The 12679-nt window shown below is 41.5% G+C and carries 8 protein-coding genes; 3 read left to right on the top strand and 5 right to left on the bottom strand.

The genetic code is table 11. The features are described 5' to 3' along the window. Positions 1-198: 198 nt before the first annotated feature. The 5 genes from I6E11_RS10400 to I6E11_RS10380 form a co-directional block, all read right to left on the bottom strand. Entirely contained in the window at positions 199-1566 is a 1368-nt protein-coding gene (locus I6E11_RS10400; RefSeq protein WP_235337977.1) for a glycoside hydrolase family 43 protein, read from the bottom strand. 11 nt (positions 1567-1577) lie between these two features. Then, entirely contained in the window at positions 1578-3536 is a 1959-nt protein-coding gene (locus I6E11_RS10395; RefSeq protein WP_235337976.1) for a glycoside hydrolase family 97 protein, read from the bottom strand. A 100-nt stretch (positions 3537-3636) separates the two neighbouring features. Further along, on the bottom strand, positions 3637-5238 hold the full coding sequence (locus I6E11_RS10390; RefSeq protein WP_394800127.1) for a glycoside hydrolase family 43 protein: 1602 nt from the start codon (positions 5236-5238) through the stop codon (positions 3637-3639). Between the two features lie 18 nt (positions 5239-5256). Beyond that, the gene (locus tag I6E11_RS10385) at positions 5257-7689 is read right to left on the bottom strand and encodes a glycoside hydrolase family 95 protein (RefSeq protein WP_235337975.1); all 2433 of its coding nucleotides are present in this window, start codon (positions 7687-7689) and stop codon (positions 5257-5259) included. A gap of 12 nt (positions 7690-7701) precedes the next feature. Beyond that, complete coding sequence (locus tag I6E11_RS10380) at positions 7702-8556, bottom strand: alpha/beta hydrolase (RefSeq protein WP_235337974.1); 855 nt, start codon at positions 8554-8556, stop codon at positions 7702-7704. 339 nt (positions 8557-8895) lie between these two features. Here I6E11_RS10380 and I6E11_RS10375 point away from each other — a divergent pair, with 339 nt between their 5' ends. From I6E11_RS10375 to I6E11_RS10365, 3 genes are all read left to right on the top strand, one after another. Further along, positions 8896-10608 carry a glycoside hydrolase family 43 protein gene (locus tag I6E11_RS10375; protein ID WP_235337973.1) on the top strand — a complete coding sequence of 571 codons (1713 nt, stop codon included), beginning with the start codon at positions 8896-8898 and terminating at the stop codon, positions 10606-10608. Positions 10609-10694: 86 nt separating this feature from the next. Beyond that, a complete protein-coding gene (locus tag I6E11_RS10370) occupies positions 10695-10835 on the top strand; it encodes a hypothetical protein (RefSeq protein WP_235337972.1) in 141 nt (46 codons plus the stop codon). Continuing rightward, on the top strand, positions 10814-12562 hold the full coding sequence (locus I6E11_RS10365; protein WP_317221518.1) for a glycoside hydrolase family 97 protein: 1749 nt from the start codon (positions 10814-10816) through the stop codon (positions 12560-12562). The genes I6E11_RS10370 and I6E11_RS10365 overlap by 22 nt, the downstream gene beginning before the upstream one ends. Positions 12563-12679: the final 117 nt, after the last annotated feature.

The raw sequence follows: 12679 nt of genomic DNA, 5'->3' as shown, positions 1-12679 counted from the left end.
ATATATCACTTATTTTCTTGTTAGTTTCTCTATCTGATATACCTAAATATTCTTTAAACAGATTTTTATATACTTTTGTATAGAATGAACCTTCTTCTATTGTTGTAGCTTTACATTCCACATACCACAATATACCAGCTACAAAAAACAAAACACTATATAATATATTTTTCATAATTAATTAATATAAAAAGCTCATCATTTAGAGAACTCCCACCAATCAAGATTAAATAATTTACAACCTTTGCGGCCACGGAATACAAAATATACATCATGCACTCCGATAACAGCAGTTTTAACTTCACTATTAAATGTTTTCCATTCTTCCCATCCACCTGTTGTAGGAATGTTAACTTCTGCAATCTTATTTCCTGCAATACTGTCTGTGCGTACTTCAATTGTACCTCCACGCAAAGCACTGGCAGCAGTTATGCGGAAAGATTTTGGTCCTTTTTTACCAAAGTCCACTTCTCTTACCTTTATATAATCACCATTGTGGATTTCAGAAATATAAAGCCCTGTCTTTGCATTTGGTTCAGACTTTACTCCCTCCGAGTAAGCAATTGTTTCAGCTTCAACTCTTCTGTAAGGATTAAACGTAGAAACAGGTTTTACTCCTTCTTTGGTAGCATTTATTATAGGGAAAGTGCCGTCCGGATTATATTTGAATTCCTCAATAGCCACTGAACGTCCGAATCCACCTCCACCTGGCAATTTGCCGGTGTGATAGAAGAAGTACGAATTGCCCTTATAATCGGCTACACCACAATGATTAGTAAAGGATCCTGTGTCCTGAAGCGGCATAATCTCACCCATATATTTCCACGGTCCTTCAGGACTGTCACCCATAGAATATGCTATATGCTCAGGCACTCCACCCGCAGCATAGAGCAGATAGTATTTACCATTCCGCTTGTAGAACCAAGGTCCTTCTGTATATGTATCTTTATATTTCTGTCCCTTTATTCTCTTTTCAGGATTTGGTGCACCAAAACTTTCAACTGTCTGTTCCAGTTTCTTTACTTCCCCCTTAATCGACACCATGTCCTCATTCAGTTCTGCAAAATAGATATTCGGATTTCCCCAATAGAGATATGCCCTGCCATCATCATCAATAAACACAGTAGGGTCTATGAAATCCCAATTCCCATCATACAACGGTTTGCCTATAGCATCGCGGAAAGGTCCTGTAGGACTATCTCCCACAGCCACTCCTATTGCCATAGCATTGCTTAGTTTTGAATGCAGACACACATACCAGTAGAACTTTCCGTTGCGTTCTATACACTGTGCAGCCCATGCCCTGTCGTCTGCCCAACTGAATGATTCAATGGCAAGCGGAGAGCCATGATCAGTCCAGTTCACCATATCTGTAGTGGAATACACTCTCCATTCCTGCATCCAGAAGAAATCTGCCTTGTCTTCATCATGTCCTGTATACAGATACAAAGTATCATTATGCACAAGTGGTGCTGGATCAGTTGTAAACCATGTCTGTACTACAGGATTCTGTGCTGCAGCACCCGATGCCAATGTCAGTGCCGCTAATGCTAATATATTTTTCATTACTTTCATAATTATAATTCTTCAGTTATTACCAATCCTCCATTCTTTGGAATGGAAATCTTAAGTTCCTGTTTTTTATTTATCTTTATCTCCGAAGCTGTACCATTAAGTTTTGCATCATCCGAGTATAATGTCACAGTTTCGCCGGCATCGAAGAAAGCAGAAAGATCAAGATTCAGTTTCAGAGTCTTGTCCTGAGCATTCACCCCGGAAATAATCCATTTATCGCCATGCCTGCGGGCCATTACCACATATTTGCCCGGATAACCGTCAATGAACCTGACATCATCCCAAGTTGTAGGCACCTTTTTCATGAAATCCACAGCCCATGTCGGTGCGTCTGTCAGGTTATTCGGTGCCATCGCAAAATGCTGTACAGGACTCTGGAAAAGGACAGCCGTAGCCAGTGCAAAAACATCAGAAGTAACCCTGCGGCTGCCTCTTGGCTCGTTGGCAGCATTATAATATTTGTTCAGTGTACTTCCACCAAAATCCATACTACCTACAGTATTGCGCACAAACGGATGAATACATGCATTGAAAGCCTCGGCATCGCAACTGCCCTGCGAGAAATTCATATTCTCGCTGGCAAGGACAGCCTCGCTGGCCGCATAGTTAGGATACATCCTTTCCCATCCTCTTGGAATCGTACAACCATGAAATATTACCAGCAATCCATAATCATTTGCATCAGCAAGTATATCCTCATAGAGTTTCATTGCCATCTGTTTGTCGCTGCCCACGAAATCCACCTTAATACCCTTTATGCCCACCTTCTGCATCCACTGCATTTCCTTTCTGCGTCTGATGGTATTATCCATTTTGCCACGCGGTCCCTGAGGAGCGTCATTCCAATAGCCGTTCGAGTTGTACCACAGATAGAGGCCTACATTCCTTGATTTTGCATAACGTGCCAGTTCTTCCACCTTGTCATATCCCACCTGTGTGTTCCACAGTGCATCTACAAGCACAGTCCGATATCCCATATCGGCACAGAAATCAACATACCGTTTCTGGTCATCATAAGTCATGCTGCCATCGCCGGCAATAATCCAGCTCCATGTGCCGCAACCATACTCTGCCGTATAGTCCTTCGAAGCTTCATACAGAGGTTCCACCACATCAAACGGAACCGTAGTCTCAACTATCGGGGCAAGCGTACGTCCCACAGTGATAGTCCTCCACGGAGTCTTTCCCGGAAGAGCCATACCAGGTGCAGAAGTTCCGTTGCCATTGAATTCTCCGGGATTAGGGAAACCTATCTTATAAGTATTACCGTTGCCACCCATCAAATGTGATGCACAATAATAACTGTCCACCCCCGTTTCCGAAACCAGAATCCATCCCTTATCCGAGTTGCGGAACAGACACGGGAAAGTATATCCCTCGCCCCATCCGTTGCTTCCTGTAGCAGCATCCGGTGTATATGGAGTCTCATAACTTGGAGAAGTTCTGGCGAAACCGCCCATCGGACCGCTCTGAGGGCAAAGGAAAGTCGTAGTCCCCTCGGGCATCGTAAATCCCGTCGCTTCGTCCTCTATCACACAGCATAGAGTATTTTCCTTAGGATAAACCGTATAGCGGAAAGCCACATCATTGTCCGACACACTGAATTCCACATCGAACACCGTCCTGCCATCTTTCATAAACGGCACAACAGCCCTGCCAGCACTATATCTGACATAGCTTTTCTTTATATTGGGCAGACTATACTCACTTTCCACGTCCGAAGCCTTAAAACCTTCACCCATCAGCAGGCCTGTAGTAAAATCGCCGATATTCGTCTTCATGCCAAGAGGAGACGACGCAATGAACAGCTCATCATCGTACGTCACACTATACGTAGCCTTACCCTCAGAGTCCGAAACCGTCACCACCAGTCTGCCGTCCGGACTTGATATTTTCCTTTCTGCGGCACCTGTACCCATTCCCATACACACAAGCCAGCAGAACAACAATTGTTTTCTCATAATCTTCAATATTTTAAAGTTTACACTATTATTTATATTTATATATGATACCTACCTATTTAAAAACTATATACAGAAACTGTTATCATCACCAGTGCGATTATCTTATCCGTTTATAATCGAAGAAGTCCACATCCACGTATCCTCCCTGAGACTTGGTAGCATAATTGAATATGGCATATTTAGTACCCATAAAGAATCGTCTGTAGTCGAATACCATCCTGAAATCACTACCTATCTTTTTCCAATTCTTATTGTCATAGCTATAATAGAAAGAAGCCATATCCCTATTCAACCGGAAATCACCGTCAATACGCAGATACACACAGTCCGATTCAATCTCTATTCTCTCCATCACCTTTCTGTCGATGCCCGTCACCTCCTTCTTCTCGTCACTCAGACTCACCACTTCCGATTTCATTGTAAGATATTTTTTATCACCCTCGCATGACACGGCTAGAATTCCCGCATCGCCGTTGAAAGCGCTGAAACCCGCCACATCGCCATCCTTCATGGTCGAAAGGTCAAAAGAAACCACAGCCTCACAGCGCGGCCCCTCCATACGCTGGGTCAGAGTGTTCGGAGCAAGAAACAGATTGTCCACCACCCTGGCGGTCTTCAGCCTGAGATAACCCGGCCTTTCCGTCAGACTCCAGCAGGAATCAACCGGATTATGGTTCCACTGCCAGTTCAGTTTAAGGCTGCTGCCGTCAAAGCCGTCGCTCACCACCAGCCCCTCCGATTCATATCCCTGAACAGGCTTTCTCATCACCTCCGGTACACGACCGTTTTCATCTCCCAGCATAGGCCATCCGTCAGTCCATCGGCAAGGCATCAGCGTAAGCACACGCCCCACACCGCCTCTGTCCTGGAAAATCATCCCATACCAGTTACCCTTGCCATCGTCCACTATAGTGCCCTGTGCCACATATGGAAATCCTCCAAGAGCATCCTCCAGTATCACACGCTTCTCATAAGGTCCGGCTATATTGTCCGCCCTATAGCACACCTGACGGCGTTTGCCCCCCACAGGCCACGATATCATAATCAGATAATACTTCCCGTCGTGCTTTATAACCCTGCTGCCCTCCAGCAGTCCGTTCTCCTCGCTGTCGCGTTCGAAAACCCTCGTATCAAGCCCGCCTTCCAGAACACCCGTCAGATCCGGTTTCAGCTCGCACAGCTGCCCCGTACCGTAGAACACATACGTCCTGCCGTCGTCATCGAAAAACAATGACGCATCATGAAAATGCGGAATGCGCGCCAATAAAGTCCATTCCCCGGCCGGATTGTCCGTAGTGTACACATACCCTTTATAAGGTGTATTGTTTGGAGAAAAATAAGCATAATACTTTCCATCTTTATATCTTAAGGATGTAGCCCACTGTCCTCTTCCATATACTGTACCACCTTCCAGATTATAAGAAGTCTTATCATCAAGCTTGCCATACAGATAATTAACGATTTTCCAGTTAACCAAATCCTTGGAATGCATTATAGGTGCACCAGGCATAAGATGCATAGTAGTGCTTACCATATAATAATCGTCACCTACACGGATTACGTCCGGGTCAGGAACATCGGCCCATAATACTGGGTTGGTAAATGTTCCATCGCCATTGTCACTTGACTGTGCAACAGCTTCACCGCCACACATACATCCAAGAGCCAAAATAAAAGAGAATAAAAAATGTTTTTTCATGGATTTATGTTATTTTAATTATTTATTCGTTATCACATAATCTTTACCTGCAACTGTTTTCAAATCATATTCATAGACACTTCGTAACTCAGGCTTTTCAGGAGATGTAAGTCCTTCTGATATGATAGGGGCCAAAACATTTGCACGTGCATAAAGTCTGTTCGGACATTCACCTTTCGCTTTTTTCAAACCTTTACCTTTCAACGGAGCATAACTCCTCAGCCGTAATGCACCACCTATACGCGAATGCACCACAATTCTTTCTGCAGTACCATTCTTCCATTCTATGTCAACTTCAAATCCTCCGCGAGCCACCAGCCCCGTCACTCTGCCTTCCTGCCATTCGTCCGGCAATGCAGGCAATATATGTACAGCACCATCGTGACTCTGCAACAGCATCTCTGCCAGACCTGCCGTAAAACCGAAGTTACCGTCTATCTGGAACGGCGGATGGGCATCAAACATATTTGGATATGTACGCCCTTCCGGATAATCCTTAACCACATTATCACTCGGCAGGATGGTGAGAAGATTTTTTATGATACGATAAGCATGATTACCGTCAAGCATTCTTGCCCAGAAATTTATTTTCCATCCTATACTCCATCCAGTAGCCATGTCACCCCTTTGTAACAAAGTATTTTTTGCCGCTTGGAATAAAAGGGGATCTGCATAAGGAGAAATCTGGTTACTTGGATACAACCCATACAAATGAGAAATATGCCTATGTTTGTCATTCGGGTCATCAACATCTTCCAGCCATTCCTGCAACTGATTATATCTGCCTATTTTCATAGGTGGTAACATTGCGGCCATATTTTTCAGAGAATCAATATAATCACCACTCTCTCCCAATATTTCAGCTGCTTGTCTTGTATTTTCCAACACATCAAAAGCTATCTGATTATCCATTGTACAACCGGCAGTTATAGACACTCCGCCAGGACCATGTTCGGGCGATACAGACGGAACTGTTACCATCCATCCATAATCAGGGTGTTTAACGAGGAAAGACAACAGGAAATCGGCAGCCCCTTTCATTACAGGGTAATAATAGCGCAGAAAGTCTTTATCACCTGTAAATAAATAATGCTGCCACAGATGCTGTGTAAGCCAGGCACCTCCATTAGGCCACAGTCCTGCATCCGCAAAATCTACCGGTCCTGCAATTCTCCAGATATCCGTATTATGATGAGCCACCCATCCATTTACTCCGTATAAAGTTTTGGCCGTTTTACGTCCTGTTTCAGACAAATCCTTTATCATCTCAAAAAGAGGATAATGAGTCTCTGCCAGATTTGTAACTTCTGCAGGCCAATAGTTCATCTCCGTATTTATATTGATGGTATACTTGCTGTCCCAGGGCGCATACACCTCCCTGTTCCATATCCCCTGCAGATTAGCCGGCTGGCTGCCCGGCTGCGATGAAGAAATCAGCAGATATCGTCCATATTGGAATAACAGCACAGGCAGTGTAGGATCATCCTTCTTTCCAAACTCAGTTATTCTCACATCCGTTTCCTTCACAGCCTGTGCAGAAGCAGGAAGAGTGAATGTCACCCTGCCAAACTGTTCTTTATATTTATCCACATGTTCACTTAACAATGCAGCATATCCCTTCGAAGACGATTCATCAAGAAAACCAATCACCTTATTCATGGCATCACCACTTACATCCTTATAATTTACAAAGTTAGTAGCAGCCGACACGTATACAGTGGCGTGCGACGCATCACTGACGCGAATTTTTCCTTTTTCGGAAGTGCTTTTTCCATCTGTTATCACGCGAATACCAACAACAGCATCCAAAGCAGGCTTTATACCTTCATGTTCCACACCACTACATTTCACTATCAGGTCCCGTCCCACATTATCAACGGCGAAAGCCAACGGACATGTATACTTCAATTCAAAATCATGTATCCTATTGCTATCCGAGTGAATGTCTATCACAACCACATTACCCGAGAATGATGAAAAGACGGTACGTCTGTATTTTATCCCGCCTGCAGTAAACCCCGTTACAGCTGTGGCATCATCCAGATTCAACTCCCTGTAATAATCCCTTACGCCATCTACACCGGAAAAATCAATTAACAGACTGCCCGCCGTAAGATAACGCATCCCATGACTGCCTGTAAAGAAGTTCTCATCAAGCAATTTCCGTGCTTCAGCATTCCTTCCTTGAAATATCAGTTTCCTTACATCACCCAAATACCGACTGGCACCAGATTTATCATTGTTATAAGGTGAACCAGACCAGAATGTTTCTTCATTCAACTGAATCTCTTCATGGTCAATACCACCATAAACCATCGCCCCTATATGGGAATTACCCACAGGAAGTGCTTCCCACCAGTTTTTTGCAGGACCGGAATACCATAATCTGAGATTTTCAGCTCTTATTCCATTTACAAGAGACATTAAAACAAATACTAAAAATAATCTCATAAAGCACAAATCTTAATCTTTAAAACCATTTGAAACGAACGGTAAGCACATATACAAAGCCGAATGCCAGTACTCCCAATCGTGTCCGCCATCTCTCACCCTGAACTGACATTTTATGCCAGAGTTCCTCATTGCATGAAAAAACTCAATGTTTCTATCCAACAAAAAATCATCATCTCCACAATCAATGAACCATTCTACAGTTCTTAATTCAGCTTTAGTTTCATCGTTTGCATTTTCAACAAATCTTATACAGCTACGTTCTTTAACAGCCCGTGTCAATATTGCAAGTTTATCATCAGGATTATCATATTTGGCAGCCCCGGACTCAGGTATATCCATAAGAGCACTCATAGCATATACAGATGAAAATTTATCCGGATGCCACAACCCGTAAGCTGTAGCTCCTCCTCCACCCATTGACAAACCGGCTACAGCCCTGTGAGACTTGTCTCCTATCACATTATATTTTTTCTCAACATAAGGAAGCAGTTCCTCAAAAAAGAAACTTTCATATCTCCATCCGGGCATATCAAAATATCCGTTCCAAAAGCCCTTATATATATCACCACCAGCATCCGGCATTACAATAACCATTTCATCTGCCTCACCGGAATATATCAGCCTGTCGGCCACTTCCTGTACATGTCCTCGCCACAGCCAGTCACGGTCTGTTTGTGACATCCCATGAAACAAATAAAGCACCGGATATTTCTTATCATCCTGATAAGATGGCGGTAAATACACAGAGTAATTTCTGGAGGAATTCAGAATATTACTGAAAATTGTATCACTAACTACCTTACTGCGTGAAAACAGCTGCAATGGTATTAAAAGCAAAATAGCAAAAACAAAATGTTTATCCATAGTCACCAAATTTTTACAACGCAAAAATATTACCATATGAATCGAAATTCAAATTTTTATGTTACAAGTATAATAACATACGTTACATTACTAAAAAAAAGTATTTCCATAGAGTACAAACACATACTGCCAATATTACACACGTCGACATAACAACTTATAAATCAAAATAATGCACTTCAAAAAAGTAAACCATAAAAAATTTATATGTAGTAACACACAACAAAACTTATGAAACATCTGTGACAGTACTTTACAGAACATTATAATATCTTTGCGATTGTAAAGATTATACAACAATATCATTAAACACACGTAAAAACTTCAATTAATTTAATCATGAAAAATCAAATCAAATTATTAGCATTAGGCGCATTGGGAGTTATAGCAACTTCATGTGCAGAAAGCGGATTCAAGCCAGAACCGGGAACTCCTGTCTTCAAAGATTTTACTTATACAGGAAACGACGACGTATATAACAATAATCCTTTGGGTGAAGATGAATTCTATAGTCCTATCCTGCAAGGATGCTACCCAGATCCAAGTATCTGCCGTAAAGGAGACGATTATTATCTGGTATGTTCTTCATTTGCCATTAATCCAGGTGTACCTATCTTCCATTCAAAAGATCTTGTCAACTGGAAACAGATAGGCCACGTATTGGACCGTTCTTCACAACTAAAAGTAGAAGACACAGGAATAAGCGCAGGTATATATGCCCCAACCATAAGATATAATCCTAATAATGATACGTTCTACATGATTACAACTCAGTTTGCGGGAGGTATCGGAAATATGGTTGTAAAAACAAAAGACCCGTTACAAGGATGGAGCGACCCTATAAAACTGAACTTTGCCGGTATTGATCCGGATATCTTCTTCGACGACAACGGTAAAGCATACATAGCTCATAACGATGCTCCAGAAAAAGCCTTATACGAAGGTCACAGAGTAATAAAGGTTTGGGAATATGATACAGAAAAAGACCAGATTATTCCGGGAACAGACAAGGTTGTTGTAAACGGTGGAGTAGACCTTTCTAAAAAGCCTATTTGGATAGAAGCTCCACATCTTTATAAAAAAGACGGTAAATACTATCTGATGTGTGCTGAAGGTGGAACAGGAGGATGGCATAGTGAAGTTATATTTATAGCTGATAGTCCTAAAGGTCCGTTCAAACCTGCTCCTGAAAACCCTATCCTTTCTCAGAGACATCTACCAGCCGACAGACCTGAGAAAGTGGACTGGGCAGGACACGCTGATTTGGTAGAAGGACCAGACGGCAAATACTATGGTGTATTCCTGGCAATACGTCCTAATGAAACAAACAGAGTAAATACAGGACGTGAAACATTTATCCTTCCTGTAGACTGGACAGGCACATTCCCTGTTTTTGAAGGTGGTCTGGAACCACTTAAGGCAAAACTTAAAATGCCTCAAGGCATAAAAAACATGACAGGAAAAGACGGTTACTTCCCTAACGGAAACTTCACTTTCAGCGACACATTTACAACAACTACACTTGACTACCGCTGGGTTGGAGTAAGAGGAGCAAAGGAAGGATTTGTTTCTTCTACTACAGAAGGACTTAGTATAACACCTTATGAAACAAATATAAAAGCCAAAGTTCCTACATCAACATTGTTCTATCGTCAGCAACATATAAACTTTACCGCAACAACAACTCTTTCATACATTCCTCGTACTGAAAAAGATCTTGCTGGTATTACATGCTACCAGAGCGAAGATTTCAACTATGTGTTCGGTGTTACTAAAAAGGCAGACGACAACTATTTGGTTTTGCAACGTACTGCCAAAGGTAGTTCTACTACAATTGCCAGTGTAAAAGTTGAAAATACAACACCTATCAAGCTGCAGGTTGAAGCCGAAGGCAACAACTACACATTCAGCTATGCTACAGGAAAAGACGAATTCAAGAATCTTGGCGAAACAGTTTCTGGAGATATTTTGTCAACAAACGTAGCAGGCGGATTTACAGGTGCAATGATAGGACTTTATGCTACTTCGGGTAATGATGAAACCATACAATAATAAATACTGATTAGCTAATAAACCATCAAGAGGAGAGTATAAGGTAAATACTTTATACTCTTCTTTTCATATTAACCAATTAATACATGAACATACCAAAATTATTATTCGCTTCTTTGATGATGATTACTGCAACCATAAATGCAGAACCTATATCATCTCCTAATAAAAAAATCAACGTAGAGATAAAAAATGACTTGGAAGGATATCGTTCCGGTATAAAATAAGCTATAATAACAAGATTCTGCCAACATATGTAAAAATCGGCCTTGACACAGAAAACAGTTCGTTTCTTGACAGTCTGACAATTACTCCCATAGGAAAATCAAAACTCATAAAAGAAAAATATGAGATGATTACCGGAAAACGTAAGTTATGCAAAAACTCTGCTACAGAACAAACATTAGAGGTAAAAAACAACAAGAACCAATCTATAAACCTTATTATCAGGGTTTACAATGACGGTATAGCATTCAGATATGCCGCTAAGGGAGAAAATTCAATAAATAAAGAATATACAACATTCCACATCCCCGAAGGAAAAACAAGATGGATGCAGACTTATGCACCTGACAGCTATGAAAGATTTTTCCCTGAATCAACTACGGGAACAACTTCAGATACACATAAGTGGGGATTCCCATCACTAGTCGAGGCCTGCGATTCTGTATTTGTACTGATTACCGAATCAGAAATAACAAGAGGAAACTGTGCTTCATATTTGAGTAATGACAAAAAAGCAGAAGAATTTACCATAACATATCCCGACAATAAACTGGAATGCAACAGTGAATGGACGTCACCTTGGAGACTGATGGTAATAGGCAAACTACAGGACATAGTAGAATCTACTCTTGTAACAGATGTTGCATCGCCATCAAAGGTGAAAAATACAGACTGGATAAAACCCGGCATATCATCATGGATATATTGGGCATATAATCACGGCACAAAAGATTACCAACTGCTGAAACAATATGTTGACCTGGCAGAAAAAAAGAACTGGGAATATACACTTATAGACTGGGAATGGGATGCAATGGGAAATGGCGGAAACATAGAGGACATAACAAAATATGCCAACAGTAAAGGAGTAAAACCTTTAATGTGGTATAACTCAAGTACGAACTGGATAGGTGAAAGTGCTCCTACTCCACTCTACAGACTAAACACAAAGGAAAGCCGAAAGAAAGAGTTCGAATGGTTGAACAGTATAGGGGTAAAAGGTGTAAAAATAGATTTCTTTCCCGGTGATATGTCTTCTATAATGAGTTTGTGTATAGACATTCTGGAAGATGCAGCCAATTATAATCTCATGGTAAACTTTCATGGCGCAACAATTCCTCGCGGATGGCAAAGAACATACCCTAATCTTATGTCTATAGAAGGTGTATACGGTGCGGAATGGTACAACAACGGTCCTACTATGACAGATATGGCTGCATCGCACAATGCTACACTGCCATTTACCAGAAACGTAGTAGGCCCGATGGATTATACTCCCGGGACTTTCTCAAATTCACAGCACCCGCACATCACAAGTTACGCACACGAACTTGCTCTTACGGCATTATTCGAATCAGGAATCCAGCATATGCCGGACAGACCGGAAATATACTATTCACTACATGATGAAGTAAAAAATGTGCTTAAGAATCTACCGGCTTCATGGGATGACACTAAACTGCTGGCAGGTTATCCGGGTACAGATGTTGTCCTAGCCCGTAAAAAAGGGAACAGATGGTATATCTCAGGTATTAACGGAACAAACGAAAAACGTATACTGTCATTCTCGACAGACAGATTGAATATAGGTAACAATACACAATGTATAATGTTAAAAGACGGAGATAACAGCAAAGATTTTAACATTAGCAAAGTTAAAATCACCACAAGCGAACCTATAAATATCCCATGTCTTCCAATGGGTGGTTTTCTGATTGTTACTGAATAAAAAACTTTGTATATAAGTACAAGAAAAACGCTTTGTCGTTTCAAATGAAATGACAAAGCGTTTTCTTTAAAATGACTTGACGTTTTTATTTTACGTCTATAACGACAAACTAACCTT

Source organism: Bacteroides caecigallinarum (assembly GCF_021531075.1).
GTDB lineage: Bacteria > Bacteroidota > Bacteroidia > Bacteroidales > Bacteroidaceae > Phocaeicola > Phocaeicola caecigallinarum_B.
The sequence above is the reverse complement of the archived record's forward strand: the minus strand, read 5'-3'. Positions and strand labels throughout refer to the sequence as shown.

Coding starts and splice junctions, on each gene's coding strand:
- I6E11_RS10400 (WP_235337977.1), bottom strand. CDS start 1,566: ATGAAAAATATATTAGCATTAGCGGCACTGACATTGGCATCGGGTGCT.
- I6E11_RS10395 (WP_235337976.1), bottom strand. CDS start 3,536: ATGAGAAAACAATTGTTGTTCTGCTGGCTTGTGTGTATGGGAATGGGT.
- I6E11_RS10390 (WP_394800127.1), bottom strand. CDS start 5,238: ATGAAAAAACATTTTTTATTCTCTTTTATTTTGGCTCTTGGATGTATG.
- I6E11_RS10385 (WP_235337975.1), bottom strand. CDS start 7,689: ATGAGATTATTTTTAGTATTTGTTTTAATGTCTCTTGTAAATGGAATA.
- I6E11_RS10380 (WP_235337974.1), bottom strand. CDS start 8,556: ATGGATAAACATTTTGTTTTTGCTATTTTGCTTTTAATACCATTGCAG.
- I6E11_RS10375 (WP_235337973.1), top strand. CDS start 8,896: ATGAAAAATCAAATCAAATTATTAGCATTAGGCGCATTGGGAGTTATA.
- I6E11_RS10370 (WP_235337972.1), top strand. CDS start 10,695: ATGAACATACCAAAATTATTATTCGCTTCTTTGATGATGATTACTGCA.